This is a genomic window from Nocardia sp. NPDC051570 (genome assembly GCF_044454005.1).
In the GTDB taxonomy this organism is placed as follows: Bacteria; Actinomycetota; Actinomycetes; order Mycobacteriales; family Mycobacteriaceae; genus Nocardia.
In genome coordinates, this window is sequence record NZ_JBITDI010000021.1 from 89075 (window position 1) to 111261 (window position 22187).

The 22187-nt window shown below is 64.0% G+C and carries 20 protein-coding genes and 1 tRNA gene; 19 read left to right on the forward strand and 2 right to left on the reverse strand.

Annotated features, from left to right (window positions below):
• Positions 1-163: 163 nt before the first annotated feature.
• The 11 genes from ACIA76_RS37090 to ACIA76_RS37140 all read left to right on the forward strand — a co-directional run bounded on the left by ACIA76_RS37090 (position 164) and on the right by ACIA76_RS37140 (position 11030).
• Positions 164-1666: an ABC transporter substrate-binding protein gene (locus ACIA76_RS37090; protein WP_397159011.1), complete on the forward strand. Its 1503-nt coding sequence runs from the start codon at positions 164-166 to the stop codon at positions 1664-1666.
• On the forward strand, positions 1663-2592 hold the full coding sequence (locus ACIA76_RS37095; RefSeq protein ID WP_397159012.1) for an ABC transporter permease: 930 nt from the start codon (positions 1663-1665) through the stop codon (positions 2590-2592). Before ACIA76_RS37090 ends, ACIA76_RS37095 begins: the two co-directional genes overlap by 4 nt.
• 26 nt (positions 2593-2618) lie before the next feature.
• Positions 2619-3377, forward strand: a complete 759-nt coding sequence (locus tag ACIA76_RS37100) for an ABC transporter permease (protein ID WP_397159013.1) — start codon at positions 2619-2621, stop codon at positions 3375-3377.
• Positions 3374-4750, forward strand: a complete 1377-nt coding sequence (locus ACIA76_RS37105; RefSeq protein ID WP_397159014.1) for an ABC transporter ATP-binding protein — start codon at positions 3374-3376, stop codon at positions 4748-4750. The genes ACIA76_RS37100 and ACIA76_RS37105 overlap by 4 nt, the downstream gene beginning before the upstream one ends.
• 103 nt (positions 4751-4853) lie before the next feature.
• On the forward strand, positions 4854-5606 hold the full coding sequence (locus ACIA76_RS37110; protein ID WP_397159016.1) for a lytic transglycosylase domain-containing protein: 753 nt from the start codon (positions 4854-4856) through the stop codon (positions 5604-5606).
• A gap of 106 nt (positions 5607-5712) precedes the next feature.
• Positions 5713-7002, forward strand: a complete 1290-nt coding sequence (gene eno / locus ACIA76_RS37115; RefSeq protein WP_397159018.1) for a phosphopyruvate hydratase — start codon at positions 5713-5715, stop codon at positions 7000-7002.
• A 44-nt stretch (positions 7003-7046) separates the two neighbouring features.
• Entirely contained in the window at positions 7047-7685 is a 639-nt protein-coding gene (locus ACIA76_RS37120) for a septum formation initiator family protein (RefSeq protein WP_397159020.1), read from the forward strand.
• Positions 7682-8233 carry a DUF501 domain-containing protein gene (locus ACIA76_RS37125; RefSeq protein WP_397159022.1) on the forward strand — a complete coding sequence of 184 codons (552 nt, stop codon included), beginning with the start codon at positions 7682-7684 and terminating at the stop codon, positions 8231-8233. The genes ACIA76_RS37120 and ACIA76_RS37125 overlap by 4 nt, the downstream gene beginning before the upstream one ends.
• Entirely contained in the window at positions 8226-9173 is a 948-nt protein-coding gene (locus ACIA76_RS37130; RefSeq protein ID WP_397159024.1) for an exopolyphosphatase, read from the forward strand. Before ACIA76_RS37125 ends, ACIA76_RS37130 begins: the two co-directional genes overlap by 8 nt.
• A 258-nt stretch (positions 9174-9431) precedes the next feature.
• Positions 9432-10898 carry a peptide MFS transporter gene (locus tag ACIA76_RS37135; protein ID WP_397159026.1) on the forward strand — a complete coding sequence of 489 codons (1467 nt, stop codon included), beginning with the start codon at positions 9432-9434 and terminating at the stop codon, positions 10896-10898.
• 58 nt (positions 10899-10956) lie between these two features.
• A tRNA-Leu gene (locus ACIA76_RS37140) sits at positions 10957-11030 on the forward strand.
• A 52-nt stretch (positions 11031-11082) separates the two neighbouring features.
• Here ACIA76_RS37140 and ACIA76_RS37145 read toward each other — a convergent pair.
• Both ACIA76_RS37145 and ACIA76_RS37150 read right to left on the reverse strand, forming a co-directional pair.
• Positions 11083-11586 (reverse strand): tyrosine-type recombinase/integrase, encoded by a 504-nt coding sequence (locus ACIA76_RS37145; RefSeq protein ID WP_397159101.1) that lies wholly within the window; start codon positions 11584-11586, stop codon positions 11083-11085.
• Positions 11507-11926: a hypothetical protein gene (locus ACIA76_RS37150; protein ID WP_397159103.1), complete on the reverse strand. Its 420-nt coding sequence runs from the start codon at positions 11924-11926 to the stop codon at positions 11507-11509. The genes ACIA76_RS37145 and ACIA76_RS37150 overlap by 80 nt, the downstream gene beginning before the upstream one ends.
• 414 nt (positions 11927-12340) lie before the next feature.
• Between ACIA76_RS37150 and eno (ACIA76_RS37155) the strand changes: the two genes are divergently transcribed.
• From eno (ACIA76_RS37155) to ACIA76_RS37190, 8 genes are all read left to right on the forward strand, one after another.
• Positions 12341-13621 carry a phosphopyruvate hydratase gene (eno, locus tag ACIA76_RS37155; protein WP_397159028.1) on the forward strand — a complete coding sequence of 427 codons (1281 nt, stop codon included), beginning with the start codon at positions 12341-12343 and terminating at the stop codon, positions 13619-13621.
• A 924-nt stretch (positions 13622-14545) separates the two neighbouring features.
• Entirely contained in the window at positions 14546-16195 is a 1650-nt protein-coding gene (locus ACIA76_RS37160; protein ID WP_397159030.1) for an L-aspartate oxidase, read from the forward strand.
• A 56-nt stretch (positions 16196-16251) separates the two neighbouring features.
• Positions 16252-16935 (forward strand): YitT family protein, encoded by a 684-nt coding sequence (locus ACIA76_RS37165; protein WP_397159032.1) that lies wholly within the window; start codon positions 16252-16254, stop codon positions 16933-16935.
• Between the two features lie 858 nt (positions 16936-17793).
• Entirely contained in the window at positions 17794-18057 is a 264-nt protein-coding gene (locus tag ACIA76_RS37170) for a transposase (RefSeq protein WP_397159034.1), read from the forward strand.
• Entirely contained in the window at positions 18058-18462 is a 405-nt protein-coding gene (locus ACIA76_RS37175; protein ID WP_397159035.1) for a hypothetical protein, read from the forward strand.
• 426 nt (positions 18463-18888) lie between these two features.
• Positions 18889-19470 (forward strand): LmbU family transcriptional regulator, encoded by a 582-nt coding sequence (locus ACIA76_RS37180; RefSeq protein WP_397159037.1) that lies wholly within the window; start codon positions 18889-18891, stop codon positions 19468-19470.
• Positions 19467-21287: a phosphoenolpyruvate carboxykinase (GTP) gene (locus ACIA76_RS37185; protein ID WP_397159039.1), complete on the forward strand. Its 1821-nt coding sequence runs from the start codon at positions 19467-19469 to the stop codon at positions 21285-21287. The genes ACIA76_RS37180 and ACIA76_RS37185 overlap by 4 nt, the downstream gene beginning before the upstream one ends.
• Before the next feature lie 93 nt (positions 21288-21380).
• Positions 21381-22130 (forward strand): SDR family NAD(P)-dependent oxidoreductase, encoded by a 750-nt coding sequence (locus ACIA76_RS37190; RefSeq protein ID WP_397159041.1) that lies wholly within the window; start codon positions 21381-21383, stop codon positions 22128-22130.
• The last annotated feature ends 57 nt before the right edge of the window (positions 22131-22187 follow it).

Here is a 22187-nt window from a genome sequence, read left to right on the forward strand (position 1 = left end):
GTTCAGCGCTCGAAGCGCATGCGCGAAGCGCGAGTCTCGAGCGCTGAACGACGAGACTCGGGGCCGCGAACCCCGCCGGAGCGAAGCGAAGGCAAAACAAACACAGGTTAGCCTTGGCTTGCCGTGGTGATCCCGGCGAGACTGACAGAGCGAGGCATACGCGATGACGATCATGAACCGCCGCCGGATCCTGGGCACCGGACTGGGTTTCGGCGCCGCGCTGGCGCTCGCCGCCTGCGGCCGTGGGCCGGGCGAGACAGGCACGCTACGGGTCGGCGCGCTCGGCAAGGTGTCGGCGCTGCAACAGGATCCGCACGCGAATCTGAGCAACGACAGCGACTTCCTGATCGCCTCACTGATCTTCGACCCGCTGACCGTGCCCGGCGCGGATCCCACCGTGCGGCCACGGCTGGCGACCTCCTGGGTCACCGACCCGGATCAGCGGCGCTGGGTGTTCACCCTGGCCGAGGGCGCGACCTTCCACGACGGCAGCAGGGTCACCGCCGACGATGTGGTGTGGTCGCTGCGCCGGCTGCGGCAGATCGGCGGCGAGTCGAAGGTGCCGGTGCCGCCGGAGGGCATCACCGCCGACGGCCCCGGCCGGGTCGTGCTCACCGCGGCGGCGCCCAACAGTCAGATACCGCTGCTGGTGCGGCTGATGACGTTCACCGTGAAGCAGGGCACCACCGACTTCACCAAACCCGTTGGCAGCGGGCCGTTCCGGCTCGAGTCCTATCGGCAGGGCAACGCCCGCCTGGTGCGCAACGACGCCTGGCACGGGCACACACCGCGCCTCGAGGCCATCGAGATCACGATGTTCGAGAGCGTCGACGCGCTGTCCAACGCCGTGCTGGGCGGGCAGATCGACCTGGCCTCCAATGTGGGCGCGATCGCCGGACGCACCGCGGCCGGGCGCGGCGATCTGCAGGTGATCCGCCGCCCCGACGACACAGCGGTCGCGATCGCCATGCGCACCGCCGACGGCCCGTTCGCCGATCCGCGGGTGCGGACCGCGCTGCGGCTGGCCGCCGATCGCGATGCGCTCGTCGCACAGGCGTTCTCGGGCTTCGGCACGGTGGCCAACGATATTCTCGGTACCGGGGATCCGCAGTACGCCAAGGATATTCCGCTGCGGCGCCGCGATGCGGACCGGGCGCGGGCGCTCTTGGCCGAGGCCCGGTTCGATACCGGCGCGACCTATCAGCTCGTCACCAAGGAGGAGGCGCCCGGCGAGGCGGAATCGGCGCGGCTGTTCGCCGTCCAGGCCCGCGATATCGGCGTGAAACTCGAGGTGGTGGTGCAGGATTCGGGCACCTTCTACGATCGCACCTGGTTGCACGCGCCGCTCTACACGGTCAACTGGGGGACCAACGATTCGGTGCTGTTCTACGCCGCCAAGCTGATGTCCTCGACCAGCAACCGCAACGAAACCGCCTTCGCCGACACGGAATTCGACGCCACCACCACCGCCGCGCTGGCCGCGTCGAATCCGGGCGACTATGCCCGCGCGATCGAGGCCGTGCAGCGGATTCAGCACGATCGCGGCGGATATCTGGTGTGGGGCATGGCCGATGGCATCGATATCGCCTCGACGCGGGTCAAGGATCTGCCGACCCTGGGTGGCTTCGGGCGGGTCCAATTGGAACGAGCCTGGTTGGCGTCGTGACGACGTTCCTGACCCTGCTGCTCCGCCGGTTCGCGCTGCTGGTGGCGCTGCTGGCACTGGTGTTCACCGTGGTCTCGGTGCTGCCCGGCGATGCGGCGCGGGCGGCGCTGGATCGCGGCGCCTCGTCGGCGATGATCGCGGCCAAGCGACACGAGCTGGGGCTGGATCGCCCGCTGCCGCAACGCTTCTGGAGCTGGCTGAGCGGGGTGCCGACCGGTGACTTCGGCACGACCGTGCGCGGCCGCCCGGTGGGCGAGCTGCTGGCCGCCGCGGCGCCGCAGACGCTGCTGCTGGGCGGGCTGGCCCTGATCGTCACCGTCGTGGCCGCGCTCGGCTTGGGCATGTGGTGGGCGGCCCGGCCGTCGGGCCGGCTCGCGCGGGTGCTCCAGCCGACCACGGCGATGGTGGTGGCGCTGCCGGAATTCGTGGTCGCGGCGATGCTGATCATGGTCTTCTCCTTCGCGATCGGCTGGCTGCCCGCGGTGACCGTCGCGGGCCGGTCCGGATTTCCCGCGCGCCCGGACATGCTGGTGCTGCCGGTGCTGGCGCTGGCCATACCGCATATCGGCTGGAACACCCGCGTGGTGCGCGGCGCGCTGGCCGACGCCGGGCGCGCACCGCATGTCGAACAGGCCGCGCTGGAGGGGCTTTCGCGGCGAGCCGTGCTGCTTCGCCACATGCTGCCGGTGGCGCTGCCGACCGTCGTGGCCTCGGTGGCCACGACCGTCGGGATGCTGTTCGGCGGCGCGCTGGTGGTGGAGAGCCTGTTCAACTATCCCGGACTGGGCGCGCTGCTGGCGGGCTCCATCGGTGATCGGGACACCGCCCTGACCGCCGCCACCGCCGCGGTCGCGGGCGTGGTGATCATGGGAATGCTGATCTGCGCCGACGGCATTCGCGCCTGGGCGGTTCGGGGACGGCGGTGACGATGTCGGCGAGGAGGATCTCGGTAATGCGGGCCGTGCCCGCGCTGATCGTCGTGGTGATCGCCTGTCTCGGGCCGTGGCTCGCGCCGCACGGTGTCGACGACAGCATCGGAAATCCGTTCGCGCCACCGAGTTCCGCGGCATGGCTGGGCACGGATCGGCTCGGACACGATGTGTTCAGTCAGCTCCTGAACGGCGGATGGGGACTGATCGCGCTGGCCGCGTTCATCGCCGGGGTGGTGACCGGCGCGTCCAGCGTGCTCGGGGCGGTGGTGGCGCTGTGGCCGCGGCTGGGCGCGGTGATCGAGCGGTGCGCCGATCTGCTGATTCTGCTGCCGGTGGTGCTCGCGCTGCTGATGGTGGTCATGTCGTGGCCGCAGTGGGGGACCGCCGGGGTGGTGATCGTCGGGATCGTATTCGGGATCCCCTATTGCGCACGGGTTTTCGCGGCCGCGGCGACGCCGATCGCGGCGTCCGGGTATATCGAGGCGGCCCGCCTCGGCGGGGAATCGGCGGGCTATGTGATCTTCCGGGAGATGCTGCCGAACATGCGCGAGCTGCTGCTGACCCAGCTCGGATTGCGTTTCGTCGCAGGTATGTACATCGTCGCGACGGCGGCGTTCCTGCGGCTGCCGACCGGGCTCGGCGCGGCCAACTGGGCGATCATGGTGCGCGACAACGCCTCCGGCATCCTGCTCGATCCGTGGGCGGTGCTGGCGCCGAGCGCGGCCATCGGCATCGTCGCGGTGAGCGTGAATCTACTGGCCGGAGGTAGGCGAGAGTGATTGTGGTCGAGGAGCTTTCGATCCGGACCGCGAGTGGCGCGCTGCTCCTCGCGCCGATCTCCCTGCGAGTTCCGTCCGGCGGCATCCTCGGGCTGCGCGGTCCGTCCGGATGCGGGAAGTCCACGCTGATGCGGGCGCTGGTCGGGCAGGTTCCGGTCGGCACGACCGCGACCGGATCGGTGCGGGTCGGCGAGCATGCCGTGCTCGCGCTGGAACCCGATGTGCTGCAGCGGTTTCGGCGGCAGCGGATCGCCTTCGTCGGCCAGGATCCCGGGGTGGCACTGAATCCGACCATGCGGGTCCGGTCGTTGCTCGGCGAACTGGCCGATCCGCAGCGCGCGCTGGAGGCACTCGCGGCGGTCGAACTGCCGCGGTCGTATCTGCGTCGACGCTCGGCGGAGCTGTCCGGCGGCGAACAGCGCCGAATCGCATTGGCCCGCGCCCTCGCCCGGCATACGCCCGTTCTGGTTCTCGACGAACCGCTGGCCGGATTGCACGGCCGATTGCGTTCGGCGGTGGTGCGGCTGCTGCGCGATCGGGCCGAGCGGGACGGCACCACGATCGTGGTCTCCGGACACGACGACGCCGTCCTGCGGGAACTGGCCGATGAGCAGATCATGATCGGGGCCGCCGCGCCCGGCGTGCGGTACGACCGACCCTCGGCCCGCGGGGTCCCCGAGCGTTCCGCCGAAGATGCTGGGGTGCTGACGCTTTCGAACATCACCGTGACCATCGGCCGACAGCGGGTCCTCGACGGTATCGATCTGCGCGTGGCGGCCGGGGAGTCGGTGGCGGTGACCGGACCGTCGGGTGCGGGTAAGTCCACGCTGGCCAGGGCCGTGGTGGGACTGCGTACACCGGCGACGGGATCGATCCGGGCGAACGGCCGGATCGCGCTGGTGCCGCAGGACGGTACCGGCAGCCTCAACCCTCGCCGGACCGTGGCCGAGGCATTGGGCCGCCCCCTGCTCCGGCAGCGCGGCGTGCGCGACGCGACGGCGATCGCGGAGCTCCTGCGCACCGTCGAACTGAATCCGGAACTGGCGCACCGATATCCGCACGAACTGTCGGGCGGGCAGCGGCAACGCGTGGCCCTGGCCCGCTCGCTGGCCCTGGACCCCGCGGTCCTGGTGTGCGACGAGGTCACCGCGGCGCTGGATCCCGGCACGGCCGAGGCGATCATGACCCTGCTCGACGGCCTGCGACGTGACCGAGGCCTCGCCCTGCTGGTGATCACCCACGATATGAACCTGGTCACCCGCTATTGCGCCCGGATGTGCGTCCTCGAATCCGGCCGCATCGTCGAATCCGGTGCGGTGGCCGACCTCTTGGCCGCGCCCACCCATGACGCGACCCTCGCGTTGCTCGGGTAACTGGGGACAGGCTCGGGTAACTGGGGACGGGCTCGGGTAACTGGGGACGGGCTCGGGTAACTGGGGGCATCGGCGACTCGCGGTGTATCTGCATGATGGAACCGTGCGTTGGAGAAAGCAGCCCGGCCCCCGTGCCGTGATCGCTCGCGCCGGTGCTGTACTCGCCGTCGCCGCCGTAGTCGCGTCCGGATGCGGAATAGGCGAACAGCTGCCGCCGATTCCCGAGGGCATGCCGCCGGGTCCGGGCACGGCCCTGCCGCCGATCAATCTCGACGCGCCCGGTCGCAGCGCCGAACAGCTGCGCGGCTGGGCCGAGAAACAGGCCGCCGCCCTGCGCATTCCGGTGGTGGCGCTCGAGGCCTACGGATACGCCGCGGCCGTCATGGCCCGATCGAGTCCGGACTGCGGAATCGCCTGGACGACCATCGCCGGAATCGCCGGGGTGGAGAGCAAACACGGCAGTCACGGCGGTTCGATGCTGGATGCCGACGGCGAGGTGCGCCCGCCCATCCGGGGCGTCCCGCTGGACGGATCACCCGGTGTGGCAAGGATTCTCGACGACGCCGCGACCGCTCGCACCGGCAGCCCGGTCTACGTGCGCGCCGAGGGCCCGTTCCAATTCCTGCCCGAGACCTGGCAGCGCTGGGGCGTCGACGCCAACGGCGACGGGGTGGCCGATCCGGACAACATCGACGATGCGGCGCTGACCGCGGCCCGCTACCTCTGCGCCAGCGGCGGGACGCTGACGACCGCCGAGGGCTGGCAGAAGGCGCTGTTCACCTACAACCAGTCCGGCGCGTACATGGCGAAGGTCCGCAACTACGCCGCGGCCTACAGCATCGGCCGCCGGGCCTGAGCGTTGTCGCACTGCGTTAGGCTCGCGGGTGCACGGGCTCGCCGTGCGACCTGCTCGTGGACGGCGGTGAGCAGACGGAGTCCCCAGCCGAAGGAGTGTCGTTTTCGTGGCCATCATCGAACAGGTCGGAGCTCGCGAGATCCTGGATTCGCGGGGTAACCCCACTGTCGAGGTCGAGATCGCTCTCGACGACGGCACGCTGACCCGGGCGGCCGTGCCGTCCGGCGCGTCCACGGGTGAGCACGAGGCCGTGGAGCTGCGTGACGGCGGCGACCGCTACGGCGGCAAGGGCGTACAGAAGGCCGTCGAGGGCGTGCTCGACGAGATCGCGCCGGCCATCATCGGCCTGGACGCGGTCGAGCAGCGCACCGTCGATCAGGTCCTGCTGGATCTGGACGGCACCCCCGACAAGTCCCGCCTCGGCGCGAACGCGCTGCTCGGCGCCTCGCTCGCGGTGGCCCGCGCGGCCGCCGAATCCTCGGGTCTGGAGCTGTTCCGCTACCTGGGCGGCCCGAACGCCCATGTACTGCCGGTGCCGATGATGAACATCCTCAACGGTGGCGCTCACGCCGACACCAGTGTCGACGTGCAGGAATTCATGATCGCCCCGATCGGCGCGCCCACCTTCAAGGAGGCACTGCGCTGGGGCGCCGAGGTCTACCACGCGCTCAAGGCCGAACTGAAGGTCAAGGGCCTGTCGACCGGTCTCGGCGACGAGGGCGGTTTCGCGCCCGATCTCGCCGGCGGCACCCGCGAGGCGCTGGACCTGATCGCCGCGGCGATCGGCAAGGCCGGCTACCGGCTGGGCACCGATGTGGCCCTGGCCCTCGATGTCGCGGCCACCGAGTTCTACACCGCGGGCGCGGGTTACAAGTTCGAGGGCAGCGACCGCACGGCCGCCCAGATGACCGAGTTCTACAACGAGCTCGTCTCCGCCTACCCGCTGGTCTCCATCGAGGATCCGCTGTCGGAGGACGACTGGGACGGCTGGGTCGCGCTGACCGATCAGATCGGCGACAAGGTGCAGCTGGTCGGCGATGACCTGTTCGTCACCAATCCGGAGCGCCTCGAGGACGGCATCGCCAAGGGCGCCGCGAACGCGCTGCTGGTGAAGGTCAACCAGATCGGCACGCTGACCGAGACCCTGGACGCGGTAGACCTGGCCCATCGCAACGGCTACAAGACGATGATGAGCCACCGCTCGGGCGAGACCGAGGACACCACCATCGCCGATCTGGCGGTGGCGGTCGGCAGTGGCCAGATCAAGACGGGCGCCCCCGCCCGCAGCGAGCGCGTCGCCAAGTACAACCAGCTGCTGCGCATCGAGGACGCCCTGGGCGACTCGGCCCGCTACGCCGGGGACGTTGCGTTCCCGCGCTTCGTGTTCGAAGGCTAGTAACGTCGCAAGGCGTTGACTAGAGCCGACTTCGAGGGTGTGAGATGACGGAGCGACGGGCGCGCGGTGTCAGTCCGAACGGACGCGGAGACCGCCGCTCGTCGCGGACGGCGCGGTCCCGCCCGGAACGGCTGGCCAGCGCGTCCGCCCCCGCGGCCCGCACCGCCGCCGGTCAGCGCGCCACCCGGCGCCGCTCGCCGAAATCGGAAGCCGGTGCGGGCAAAGGGAAAACGGCGGGTAAGCACGACCGCAGGATTCTCGGCCTGTCCACCGGCCGCGCGGTGATCCTGGCCGCCGTGCTGTGCGCTCTGGCCCTGACCCTCGCGGTCCCGATGCGCACCTACTTCAGCCAGCGCGCCGAATCGGCCCTGCTGGCCCAGCAGCGCGGCGATCTCGAGAACGATCTGCGGCGCCTGCGCGATCGCCGTGCCCAGCAACAGGATCCGGCCTACATCAAATCCGAGGCCCGGGACCGGTTACGTCTGGTCATGCCCGGCGAGACCCCCTACATCGTGCAGGTGCCCGGCATCGAACAGCCCGCGGTTCCCGCCCAGATCACCCAGCCCCGCAAACCGGACCCCTGGTACACGGAGCTGTGGCGCAGCATGTCCAATCCCCAACCCAATCAGGCGGATCCGGAGCCTGCCACACCGGCGCCGCCCCCGGAAGGAGCACCCCGGTGACCCAGCCCGACACCCATGGCTCGAGCAACGTCGGGCAGCCGAGCGAGGCCGATCTCGAGATCGTCGCCCGGCAGTTGGGCCGCCCGGCCCGCGGTGTGCTCGCCATCGCCTATCGCACCCCGGACGGACAGCCGGCCGTGGTCAAGACCGCCCCCCGCCTGCCCGACGGCACACCCTTTCCCACGCTGTATTACCTGACCGACCCGCGACTGACCGTCGAGGCGAGTCGTCAGGAGGCGGCCGGGCTGATGCGCGGCATGAGCGAGCGGCTGGCCAGCGATCCGGAACTGTCGGCGGCCTACCGTGCCGCGCACGAGAGCTATCTGGCCGAGCGCGACGAAATCGAGCCCCTCGGCACCGATTTCAGCGGCGGCGGCATGCCGGATCGGGTGAAATGTTTGCATGTGCTGATGGCGCACGCGCTGGCCAAGGGTCCGGGCGTGAACCCGCTCGGCGACGAGGCGGTCGCGCTGGCCGCCGACACCGGATTGCGCGGCACCGCGATACCCGCGGATTGGCCGAAATACGAAGGGGCACGCGATGAGTGACCGGGTGGCCGCGGTCGACTGCGGCACGAATTCGATCCGACTATTGATCGCGGATGTCGACGGGGAGGGCCGACTATCCGATGTGCGGCGCGAGATGCGCATCGTGCGGCTCGGTCAGGGCGTCGACGCGACCGGGGAACTGCATCCCGAGGCGATCGAACGCACCCGTGCCGCCCTGCGTGACTATGTGGATCTGATGCGGGACGACGAGGTCACCCGGGTGCGCATGGTCGCGACCTCGGCCACCCGCGACGCGCGCAACCGCGACGACTTCTTCGCCATGGCCGCCGACGAACTGGGCCGCGTCGTGCCCGGTGCGCAGGCCGAGGTGATCACCGGCGACGAGGAGGCGCGCCTGTCGTTCGCCGGTGCGGTCGGCGAATTGTCCAGCGCCGACGGGCCTTTCGTCGTGGTCGACCTGGGCGGTGGATCGACCGAGGTGGTGCTGGGCGACGGTAACGGCGTGCAGTCGGCCTATTCCGCCGATATCGGCTGCGTCCGGATCACCGAACGCTGCCTGCACGGCAATCCGCCGACCCCCGAGGAGGTCGCCTCGGCCCGGTTCTTCGCCTCCCAGCGCCTGGCGCAGGCGTTCGGCGTGGTGCCGGTCGAGCGGGCGCGCACCTGGGTCGGGGTGGCCGGGACCATGACCACGATCGCCGCGGTCGCACTCGATCTGCCCGAATACGATTCGGAGAAGGTGCATCTCACCCGGCTGCGCCTGGACGAGGTGCGGGCGGTTTGCCATCGACTGATCGCGATGAATCACGACGAGCGGGCCGCCTTGGGCCCGATGCACCCCGGCCGGGTCGATGTCATCGGCGGCGGAGCGGTGATCACCGAGGTCTTAGCCGACGAACTGGCCCGGCGCGCGGGGGTTTCCGAGCTCATCGTCAGCGAGCACGACATCCTCGACGGGATCGCGCTGTCGATCGTCTGACCGATGCGCTCCGGTTTGTCCAGGGGTGTGGCCACGACCCCGTAAGGCAGTCGTGCACTGTGCCAAGCTGGCATGCCGGCAGATAGGCAGATTGAGAGCAAACTGCTCAAGCGTCCAACATTCTGGCCGGAATTTACTTCCCAGACACACTTACCCCATTACTCTGCTGGCCGCGGCGGCCGATATCCGGATCGCCTGGTCTTCTACGACCGCAACCCCGGTTGCTGAGAAATTGCGTTACATGGAAAGGTCGAGCACATGACGGAAGTGGCTCACCCCGAGCAGCGGAGATCCGAACGCACTGTGTTCGGGCATCCCATCGGTCTGGTGAATCTGTTCGGAGTCGAGCTCTGGGAACGGTTCTCGTACTACGGCATGCTCACCATCCTGGGCTACTACCTGTACTACTCGCTGGCCGACGGCGGCCTGGGGATCGAGAAGGCCACGGCCACCGGCATCGTCGGCGCCTACGGCGGCCTGGTGTATCTGTCGACCGTGCTGGGCGGGTGGATCGCGGACCGTCTGCTGGGCATGGAGCGCACGGTCTTCTATGGCGGTGCGGTGGTGATGGCCGGGCATATCGCACTGGCCGTGCTGCCCGGATTGCTCGGTGTCGGCGTGGGTTTGGTGTTGGTGGCGCTGGGTTCCGGTGCGCTCAAGGCGAATGCCTCGTCGCTGCTGGGCACCCTCTACGACAAGGGTGACGCGCGGGCCGACGGCGGCTTCACGCTGTTCTATCTGGGCATCAACCTCGGCGCCTTCATCGGCCCGCTGATCACCGGCGTACTGCAGGACGAGATCGGCTTCCACTGGGGCTTCGGCGCGGCCGCGGTCGGTATGGCGCTGGGCCTGACCCAGTACGTGATCTTCCGGCGCAACCTCGGCGCCCATGGGCGCACGGTGCCGAACCCGTTGCCGCGGGACCAGATCGCCAAGGTGGTCGGCTTCGTGGCCGCGGTGATCGTGGTGATCGCGGTCGCGATGGCGACCGGGCTCCTCACGCTGTCCAATCTGTCGTGGGTGACCACCGGTGTGATCGCGGTCGCCTCGGTCATCTACTTCGCGGTGATGCTGACGAATTCGAAGGTCACCCCGATCGAGCGCACCCGGGTGCGCGCGTTCATCCCGCTGTTCGTCGCCAACGCCGTGTTCTGGTCGCTGTTCCAGCAGGTCTTCACCGTGCTCGCGGTGTACTCCGACGAGCGCATGAACTGGACGATCTTCGGCTGGACCGCGCCCGCGAACTGGGTCGGTTCGGAGGAGCCGGTCTGGATCATCACCCTGTCACCGCTGTTCGCGATCATGTGGACCCGCCTGGGCAACCGCGCCCCCAGCACCCCGCGCAAGTTCGCCTTCGGCGTGATCGGCATGGGCTCGGCCTTCCTGCTGTTCGTGCTGCTGGCCGGTTACGAGGGCAAGACCGTGCCCGCACTGCTGGTGTTCTTCATCCTGTGCGGCTTCGCGATCTCCGAACTGCTGCTCTCCCCGATCGGCCTGGCCGTCACGACTCAGCTTGCCCCCGAGGCCTTCCGCGCCCAGATGATGGCCCTGTACTTCTTCTCCGTCGGCCTGGGCACCGCGATGTCGGGCGTCCTGTCCGGCTTCTACCACCCCGACGCCGAGGTCGCCTACTTCGGCATCACCGGCCTGATCGCGATAGCCGTAGGCATCGTCGTCTACTTCCTCGCCCCCCGGGTAAGCCAACTGATGGAGGGCGTCCACTGACCAACCCCGCCGGAGAATTCCGAGACGCCCGTACCCATTCGGTAGTCTGACCCGGCACGCCCCCGTAGCCCAATTGGCAGAGGCAGCGGACTTAAAATCCGTCAAGTGTCGGTTCGAGCCCGACCGGGGGCACGCCTGAGTGCAGGTCAGAGCGTTTTACGCCTTGTCACCGCTCACGGCATTGTCACGGATTGTCACATCTCGACCGAAACTCGTGCCCGCGGCCTTCAACGCTTCGGACTCGCTGTGCGTGTACACCGCCATCGTGAACGTGGCAGAGGCATGCCCCAGCCACGCCGCAATAGTCGCGATGCACATGTTTCGAGTGCATCAGCGACGCGCAACTATGTCGGGCATCGTGCAGCCATACATACACGATGCCCAGTTCCTTGAGCAGTTTTTTCCACCGGAACGTCAGCAGGTTGGGGCGGTACGGCCGCCCCGCCTCATCGCAGGCCACATAGTCACCTCCGTTGTATGCACCGCCAGGGCGAATCTTCTCCTCCCGCTGCCGCTTCCCTGCAGCCTTCAGCACGTCGACCAAACTGTCCGGCATCGGCAGCACGCGGCGGGAACGCTTCGACTTCGGTGTGCCGGTCATGATCTCTTTACCGACCGCGACACGGTTCTCCACGATCCGGATCGTCTTCGCCTTCAGATCGACGTCTTCCCAGCGAAGCCCGGCGATCTCGCCCCGCCGAAACCAACGCCAATGTCCATAGGTGCTGATCTCGGCATTCGCGATCAAGGATTCGATTCATGTCTGCTTCGCTCAGCGTCTTCATCTCTTCCCGCTCTTCCTCCTCGGGAATGCGATCAATCAGTTTGACCACGTTTCGGGCGATGCGTCCTTGTCGTAGTTCGCTCTCGAGGACTGCCATCATGAGACTGAGCATGTAATTCACCGAGCGGGCCGACCAGCGACGCCGCTTGGCAACCGTGCCGCCGCGCGGCCGGCCCACCAAGCCGTCCACGTGCCTCTTGGTGAGCAGCTGCAACTCGACATTGCCGAGTTCATCCTTCACCATGCTCAGCTTGGATCGGTGCCCGCGAAGCGTCGACGGCTTCAAGGAATGCTTGGGGACCAGCTAATCGTCTATCGCTTCACGCACAGTGGTGGGTGAGCGGTGGGCGTACGTGCCGCGTGCGACGGCGTCACCGACCGCAGACAGCGCGTTGCGGGCTTCGGGCTTGGTTGGGTTGCTCGCCCGGGAAGACTGAGCACATTGCGCAATATATTCGACGGATTCCTCGGCCGATGGAGCATTGTGCGCAGATCTGGACACAAGGGTTGCGCAGTGCGTCGGATACTGGTGTTGTTTGTCACGTCATTGAAGGCGCTGGTTCGCCGGGGGGTTTGACCGGGGGGTGTTCTGAAACACATCCTGCATAGCCGTGTCGATCTACTTGGTCAGGGAACTCGTGCATCCGAGGGGAGTGGAATGCCGGAGATTACCGACGTGTTGGGACGTGAGATCGTCGACAGCCGCGGAAATCCGACTATTGAGGTGGACGTGCACCTAGCCGACGGTTCTATGGGCAGGGCGGCGGTACCGTCCGGCGCGTCGACAGGCACCAGGGAAGCGGTCGAACTTCGCGATTCCGACCCGGATCGTTTTAGCGGTAAAGGCGTCAGACGCGCAATCGCTGCGGTGAATGAGATTGCCGAGATGGTGAAGGGGCTGCCGGCCGAATCGCAATCGACTATCGACCGTCGAATGATTGAAATCTATGGGACGGAAAACAAAGGACGGCTCGGTGCCAATGCGATGCTCGGCGTGTCGCTGGCGGTCGCAAAGGCTGCGGCTTCATCGCATCTCACACCGTTGTACCGGTATGTGGGTGGTACTTTTGCGCATGTCCTGCCTACTCCGATGATCAATATCCTCAACGGCGGAGCCCATGCCGACAATGCGCTGGATTTTCAGGAGTTCATGATCGCGCCGGTGGGTGCGGCTTCGATGGCAGAGGCTGTCCGCATCGGTTCGGAGGTATTTCACGCCTTGCGTGATCTGCTCCGTGCCGCCGGGCATAACACCAATGTCGGCGATGAGGGGGGCTTTGCGCCCAATCTGTCCACCGCCGACGAGGCTCTCGGGTTCATTGTCAATGCAATTGAGAAGGGCGGTTACCAGCCGGGTCGTGATGTGGCACTGCTATTGGATCCGGCCTCCTCCGAGTTCTATCGCGAAGGTGCCTACCACTATGCGGGCGAGAATCGCGTCCGTTCCTCGACCGAGCACGCTGATTATCTGGCCGATCTGGCGGCTCGGTTCCCAGTTGTATCCATCGAGGATGGTATGGCCCAGGACGACTTCGAGGGCTGGCGATACCTCACCGATTCAATCGGATCCAGGTGCCAGTTGGTCGGTGACGATGTCTTTTGTACCAATGTCCGGCTGCTTGAGGACGGGATCGAATGCGGCATCGCGAACTCGATCCTCGTCAAGGTCAATCAGATCGGCACCTTGACAGAGATGCTGGATACCGCGAACACGGCCTTTCGCGCCGGATACTCAGTGGTGATGTCGCACCGATCGGGTGAAACCGAGGACACCACCATCGCGGACCTGGCGGTTGCTCTCAACTGCGGTCAGATCAAGACTGGTTCACTGTCGCGGTCGGACCGGACGGCCAAGTACAACCAGCTGATTCGGATCGAAGAGGAGTTGGGGTCCGAGTCGGTCTACGGCGGAGCAAAGTTCTTCAACGGCATCTGCTGATCGAGAAGCTGCTGCGCATATGATTGCCGACCATGCGCGGCTTGGCGTCCCGATTACCAGTAATCGAATTTCGCGACATGTGATGTGCCAATGGTGCGTCATAGTTCGGGGTTGGGGTTTCGATGATCTTGCGATAACCGGGCTGGTCGGCCTCTATGGCATTGGCGACCAAGACGGCCGCGTCAGCTGTCCAGGCCCAGCTTGGAATGGCAACAGATCGCCCGAGCTTTCGGCTCGCCGTCAGTTCGAGTCAGAACTGCAGATGACAGCGCATGTGGTTTTATTCTGCGCAATGTATGGGGGAAGTAACGAATGAGCATTCTTGTAGTGCAGACATCTAACGCGAGCCGCTGCAGGCACCTGGCGCGAGCTGCAGGGTATGGTGAAGGAAACGGGCATTCGATGGTCCATCGATATTGTTTCTGTATCGCAGGGCGCCTCGATCAGCGGACGAACTCGCCGATATCCGTAGGCGAATCTGAGATTGACAGCCAACGGTCATGCCGCCCAGTCGCCTTGCGGCGGCCTTCTCCGTGACCTGTGCAAGTGCTGGCACTGCGCGAATTCGGGTACCGGTTGATTGGCCAGCCGAAGATTCCGATTCACACGGTTGCGAACAAACAGCGACGGACGTCAGCGCAGCCTCTCCTGCGGACTGGTACCAAACAGTATTTTCCATGAATCAGCCACGAACTGGAAGAATTCACGCCTCTTGCTTTCAGCTGAATAGGTGGGGACGCGAATCTTCAGGCTATGTCACCTGGAGATTCATGTCAAACCCAATATTGACATTCTCACTCAGATAGAGCATTGCGCCGCCCGCCTGCCGTAAATCAATGCGGTACGTGAAGCTCCTGCTCACCGGGACTATGTCATTGGTTGATGCATAGGCGGCAATCATCTGGCACTATTAAGGAAGTGTTAATGAATACAGTTATCGTTGTGGGCGCCGGCGGTGCTGGTATCGCCGCAGCCATTGAAGCGGCCGAAAATGGCGCGCGCGTAACTCTGGTGACAAAAGCGCTCTACGAAAAAGACAAGTACACGTGGGCATCAACCGGCGGATGTACGTGGAAGACCCATGCTTTTAATGTTGCAATCACTCCTATCGATAGTGTCGAAGATCATATTAATGACACCATCGTCGGAGGTTCGTTCGCGAACAATCCGGCTCTTGCGGAGACATTGTGTCATGGCGCCCGGGAACTGGTCGATTGGCTAGAGGAACTCGGAATCACCTTCGAGCGGGAATTGGACGGATCATTCGCTACCCGTCCCTTCGGGGGGTGTGGGATTCCCCGCGGTGTCTACCTGGAAGATCGTCTCGGATATTATATCCAGACTGCGCTGGCTGCTCGGCTCGCACAATTGGTTGCTGACGGATGCGTCAGCGTTATCTCTGGCGTGAGGGCAACCAGGATACTGCTCGACGATAATGGTTGGGCCAGCGGAATCGAAGCTTTGGCAGTTGACAGCCTTGAAACCTTGACATTTACCGCTGCTGGTGTAGTCCTCGCCGACGGTGGTGGCGCATCGATGTATGCGCCGTCCGCCGCATCGATGGATAAGTCATGTGACGGTATTGTGCTGGGTCTCAAAGCCGGTGCTGAAGTTATCGATATGGAGTTCGTCCAATTCCATCCCACGGGTCTTGCTTCAAATGTCCTGACCTTTGACGGCAGTCTTGTGGAAGAAGCACTGAGGTTCGATGGAGCGCAGTTGTTGAACCGAAGCGGTAAGCGGTTCATGCTGGATTACGATCCACGCGGTGAGATGGCAACCCGCGATGTAGTGTCTCGTGGCATCTACCGGGAAATTATCGAGGGCAGGGGCTTTGACAACAAGGATGTTCGTCTGGATATCAGCTCTTGCGCGCATATTATTTCCACTACCTACCCGGCCCTACATGAGAGATTGATTCAAGCGGGCTTCGATCCAGGCACGAATAACGTATTGAATATTCGACCTACCGCTCACTTCCTGATGGGTGGCCTTCGGATTGACACCGAGGCTGAGACATCTATTCCCGGACTATTTGCAGCCGGGGAGACCGCAGGTGGCGTCCATGGTGCCAATCGGCTCGGTGGTAATGGTCTTTCCGAATGCTTGGTGTTCGGGCGTATCGCTGGCCGCAATGCTGCGAGACACGCTGCCGGTCGCCCGGAGACCGGCGATATTGATGTGAGTCCGTCGTTCAAGCAGCCGTCCTGCCAGAATGGCGAAACGCCGGAATCAGTGCTCCGGGAGCTGCGTAGTTCTATGTACTGGAACGTCGGACCGGTGCGCACTAAACTGGGTCTACTCACAATGCTCGGTCTTATCTCGACATTTGAAGAGCGTGCTCAGCGACTCGCCTTTACTACTGGCTCACGTGCCGCTGCACAGATTCAGACCTATCTAGATCTCACGAACCTGCTGCTTGCATCGCGGGTCATTGTCGAAGGTGCTCTAATGCGCACGGAGTCGCGCGGAGCGCACTTCCGCGATGATTATCCGGATATGCTCAATGAATTCTCTGGTTCAAGTGCGACGCTGAAGGACGATCGACTGGTGTGGTCATCCTACGGGCATTAGATCTTAGTTAAGTCTCGATCATGTGTTTCCGACCTTTCCGTCCAATTGGAAGATAGATGGCCATGGCTCAGAAAGAAATGCCACCTCTTACGTATGTTCACTTCGGCGAAGGTAAATTACTTCGCTTACCACAGCTGTTCGTAGGCCTCGCACTGTACGGGTTTAGTTTATCTGTCATGGTCAGAGCATCTCTCGGTGTGAATCCATGGAGTGTGTTGTATGAGGGTATAGAGCGTTACACGCCACTTAGCTTCGGGACAATCAGTGCGATACTGGGCGTTGTTGTATTATTGTTCTGGATTCCTTTGAAGCAGAAACCAACTTTCGGGACCATTGCAAACATTATCGTGCTGGCGTTCTCGTCGGACTTCGGCCTATCTGTAATTCCCCAGGGTCTTCCATTCGTCGGGCGTGTCGGATTGTTGATCGGCGGAATTGTGCTCAACGGGTTATCGATCGCAGTTTACGTCGGCGCTCGATTCGGTCCTGGTCCACGCGACGGTATGATGACTGGTGCATCGGGTAGGACCGGCAAGTCGATCCGGTTCATTCGCACACTGATCGAGATTACGGTGCTGCTCATAGGATGGCTCTTGGGTGGATGCGTCGGTGTCGGCACGGTTCTTTATGCGGTCGGGGTGGGACCCGTTACTCAGTTTTTCCTCCCGTATTTTGCATATCGATCATCTGATGAACGTTTGCTGGAGAAGGAGGATAAAATCACCCGATCCGCTATATGAAATTGCTCAATCGCCTCCGGCGGCCAGCGTCGGATAGCTGGAGGCGATTGACACGAAAACTGTCGATTGTGTGTTGTATCATCCTACGGCGAGTGTTTGTGCAACATCTTCCAGCTCCTGTGCTGTGCGTTGGCGCTCGCCGCGACCAGCCTCGGCTGCGCGTGGTTCGCCTGGTTGGGTTCCGAATTGCCGTGTCCAGAGGAGCGGCCGCACAACGAAGCCGGACATTGGAACCGAACGAGCTTCGCGCCGATATCACACTCGTTGCATCCGACTCGCAGATGATTGCTGCACTACGTCGTATATCGTGCGTCGATGTATCGCGGGGCGAGTCGGCGCGAGGGCTGGACTCGTCGGCATAGGAGCGTGATACTCCATCGGCGACTTCGGCAGAGCTGTTCCTGTGCCATGCCGCAGAGGTGCTTGGGGCCGCTCCAGCCAAGGTTGGAGCAAGTCTGTCGGGTGATGGGCACCTACCGGCCGTCAGCCTGGATACGCCTGCACAACGTCCAGCAGCACTTCACTTCCCGCCGATGACATCGCACAACTCCCGATCCGCGCCCCTGCAACTGTATCGGCTCCGATCCTGATGTCGACTGGATGCCCGAGAACCTCGGTGACGGAGATGAAAAAACAGAAGTGCGCTGCAGGTGCGCAGGACAGGCCAAATAACATGCTGGCCAATGGTCTGACACTCGAAATTCTACTCGCTCGTGCAGCTTCACATGTTCGTTCCCGTGTCCCGCTGGCGGGACTGTGCCCTCCCACGCCAGTGTCCATTACTAAGGAGTTCGTAAGTAAGCCGAAATTCGCCGGTTATTTCCCTGTTTTTCCGGTGGAATCTGGGAGAATTCGGGTGTGCGTGACAAGGACGCCGGAAGCTGGATTACAAGAGTCTTCAGGTGCTGCGGATCGGACGACCACGCGGGCGCCACCTGGGCGCCGATCGGCAAGAATCCGGTCGTAACCAATACCGGGGCCCGCTACTCGATCAACATGCTCTCCGTGGTCTCGGCACGAGGTGCGCTGCGGTTCATGCTCCGCGACGGCACCGTCAACTCAGGGAGGTTCATTGAATTCTGGAAACGCTGCTCAAAAACGCTTCCGGCCCCGGTTTCCTGATTGTCGACGGCCATCCCAGCCACCGCGCTAATGCCACCAAAGAGTTCATCGGAGGTACTGGGCCGGTTGCGGCTATTCTTCTTGCCCGGCTACTTACCCGAGCTCAACTCCGACGAATGGGTATGGAAGAACGTCAAAGCAGACCACATCGGCGAGGCCGACGTCACCAGCAAAGAATACCTCAAAATCAAGGCCACCGGCGCCCTGTTACGCCTACAGAAATTGCCCGCCCTCGTGCGCGGATTCTTCCGCGACCCGAATCTGGCCTACCTCACCGCCCGACTCGACCTACTTACGAATTCCTTGATAAATGTCCATCGCGATAATATCGTCAAATTTCGGGCAAGACACCCGCAATGGAATGCTGACCGTTCTGTCCGGCGGCCTGACCGGTCGGGAAGATAATTTGGGCGATGAGTCGGTGCTCCGGCAATGTTGCTGGAGGCTACTATTCCCGACCGGCGGTAATCGAGATATTAGCACGGCGGTATTTCGTCACTGCTGCAGTTCGATCAGAGAGGAAGTTCCAATGGAGGAATCTGAAACATCCGCGGCCAGCTGGCGTTCCAGTTCGGCCCGCACCGATCTACACGCCGCCCAATGCTCGGTCGGGACGGCCGAACCGAAAAGATTCCGGCTTGTGTCGGCGCCTTCGATACGGCAAATTCAGCCGTCTTGACATTTTGTGTGAAACCAGGAGATACCTTGAATAACCACGGCGCACTACGTGGGCGGACAATGACCCACGGGTCTGCACAATTTAGACAGCATTCGACGCCTCCACGTGGGGTACCGAGCGCCAGTAACACTGAACAGATTCTGACGACCCAGGTGGGTCTCCGCTTTCCGAGCAATATCACGTTTGACGAGTGGCAGCGGGCAGGCATGCAAGTATCGCGGGCCATCGACTCGTTCTCCTGGTGCCTGGGGGACTGGCTGGTCTACGGACGTAGAAAATATGCCGATCGATATCGACAGGCCATCGATGCGGCCGGTCTCGACTATCAAACGCTTCGCAATTATGCGTGGGTTGCCAATCGATTCGAGCTGCCTCGGAGACGGCCCGGACTCAGTTTTCAGCATCACGCGGAGTTGGCTTCGTTGCCGGACGCCGAGCAGGACACCTGGCTCGACCGGGCGGAACAGGGACGCTGGTCGAGGAACCAGCTACGCCAGCACTTGCAGGCCGCACGGAAAGGCCAGACCTCGACTCGCAGTGTGTCCACCCTTATGCCCAAGCTGCCGGTCGATTGCGATCGCGTCCAGCGCTGGCGCGAGGCCGCAGCACAGTCCGATGCGGCCTTCGACGATTGGATCGTGGAGGCCCTAGACCGCGCTGCAAACAGCAGCCGAACTACGGACCCAGCACTCGGTACGAATTCTGAATCCGATTCACAAAGGAACATCCTATGACGGACTGCGTGTCCACATCGGCGGTCCCGGCGACGCATAGAGGAGTCATAGATTGGGTTCGGGAAGTGGCCGGAATTACCATGCCCGACCGTATCGTATGGTGTGACGGCTCGCGCCGGGAATGGGATCGGCTGACTGCGGAATTGGTAGCGAACGGTACCTTCGTTGGGCTCGACGCGAAACCCGACTCCTTCTGGTGCGCGTCGGATCCCGGTGACGTAGCTCGAGTTGAGGACCGAACCTTCATTTGCAGTGAGGATCAGGCCAGTGCCGGTCCGACCAACAACTGGGTGGATCCGTCCCAGATGCAAGCGGAGATGATCGAGCATTACCGCGGCGCGATGGTCGGCCGGACTCTCTACGTGATCGCTTTCTGTATGGGACCGCTGGCAGCCGCAGAACCGAAATATGGTGTCCAGATTACCGATTCGGCCTACGTGGCGGTATCAATGCAGATCATGACCAGATCCGGGACGGCGGTCTGGGAGCGTCTCGGCGATGGAACGGACTTCGTCCGATGCCTGCATTCGGTCGGTGCGCCACTGGCCGTCGGACAGATCGACGTGCCGTGGCCGTGCAACCCGGTCAAATATATTGCGCACTTCCCGGAAAGCCGGACCATCTGGAGCTACGGCTCCGGCTACGGTGGCAACGCGCTGCTCGGAAAGAAGTGCTATGCGTTGCGAATCGCCTCGGTCCTCGGTCGTGACGAGGGTTGGCTCGCTGAGCACATGCTGATCCTCAAGCTGACCTCGCCGCAGAGTGAAGTGCATTACATTGCGGCGGCTTTCCCCTCGGCGAGCGGGAAAACCAACCTCGCGATGCTCGAGCCGACCCTCGATGGATGGCGGGCAGAGACGGTCGGCGACGACATTGCCTGGATGCGGTTCGGCGCGGACGGGCAGCTGTACGCGGTGAACCCGGAAGCCGGGTTCTTCGGTGTCGCACCGGGCACCGGAGAACGCACCAATCCGAACGCGATGGCGACAATCGAGCGTGGCAACTCGATCTTCACCAACACTGCGCGAACCGCCGACGGCGACGTTTGGTGGGAAGGGATGACCGAGCAACCACCCGCACACCTCATCGACTGGCACGGCGCGGAGTGGACGCCGGAATCGGGAACCTCGGCCGCGCATCCGAACTCACGCTATTGCACTCCCATTCGGCAATGCCCTTCGGTCGCACCGGAGTGGGACGATCCGGCCGGCGTACCGATTTCGGCGATCTTCTTCGGCGGTCGGCGCGCGACCACCGTGCCCCTGGTCACGGAATCCTTCGACTGGGCACATGGGGTGTTTTTGGCCTCGGTGTTGTCGTCGGAAACCACAGCCGCGGCCGAGGGCGCCGAAGGCGTAGTGCGCCGCGATCCCATGGCGATGCTGCCGTTCCTCGGCTATCACGTCTGTGACTACTTCGCGCACTGGCTGGCACTCGGCGAGCGTAGCGGTACTTGTCTGCCGAAGATCTTCCAGGTCAATTGGTTCCGTCGTGACACAGATGGCAGCTTCTTGTGGCCGGGATTCGGTGACAACGTGCGGGTTCTGCAGTGGGCGCTGGGGCGCCTCGACGGCACGTCGGATGCGGAGAAGACAGCGATCGGCTATGTGCCGACAGCTGATTCGCTGGATCTGACCGGTCTGGATGCCGCCCAACGGGCTCGTATCGAGAGCGCGTTGGCGGTGAACATCGACGAGTGGGTGGACGAGTCTCGGGCGATCGACGAGTGGTACGCGTCGATTGACGACAACAAGCTGCCTCCGCCGCTACGCGACCAGTTGGTGGCGCTGAAGCAGCGATTGGCCGGCGCTCGATGATCACGCGTGCGCAGTCGATTTACCGAAGCAATCAAACTCCGCGGAGCGGTGGAAGGAGAAGTGTCAATGGCTACGAAAGCGGCACGTGTCGCGGTGGTCACCGGAGCAGGGAGAGGGATAGGGCTGGCAATCGTACGGGCGCTGGTCGATGACGGATTCGCCGTTGTTGCCGGCAGTCGCACCGTAACGGACGCATTGCGGGCCGCAGCTCCGGAAGCCCTGGAGGTCGACCTATCGATTCCAAACGGATCTGCTTGCTTGGTGCAGCACGCGCTGGACCGGCACGGCGGGATCGATCTGCTCGTCAACAACGTCGCCGGTAATGCGACACCGCCGGGCGGGTTTCTGCAGTTGGATGACGAGGCGTGGTACCACACTTTCAATATGACCTTCATGTCGGCGGTGCGCGCCACACGGGCGGCCCTGCCGAGTTTGCTCGATCGTCGTGGTGCGGTGATCAACATCGGTTCAGTGAATTCCAAGTTGCCGCAGCCGCGCCTGGTCGCCCAGTCCGCCGCCAAGGCGGCGATGTCGAATCTGGGTAAGGCGCTCGCCGAAGAATTCGGTGGCCGCGGGCTGCGGGTCAACACCATCTCGCCGGGCCCAGTATGGACGGACCTGTGGCGGTTACCCGACGGCCCTGGCGAGGTGCTTGCTCGGCGGGCAGGAGTGCCGCTGGCGGATTTTGCCGATGAGCTCCCCACCACCCTGGGCATGTCCACCGGCCAGTTCGCCGAGCCGGAGGAGGTCGCTGCGCTGGTTGTGTTCCTGGCATCCGGTCGGGTAGCAAATATGAGTGGTTCGGATCTGGTGATCGACGGTGGGATGCTGAAGTCCGTCTGACCCCTCGAACCAGCCTGTCCATTTTTTTATCGGTATTCACCACAGGACGAGGCCCCT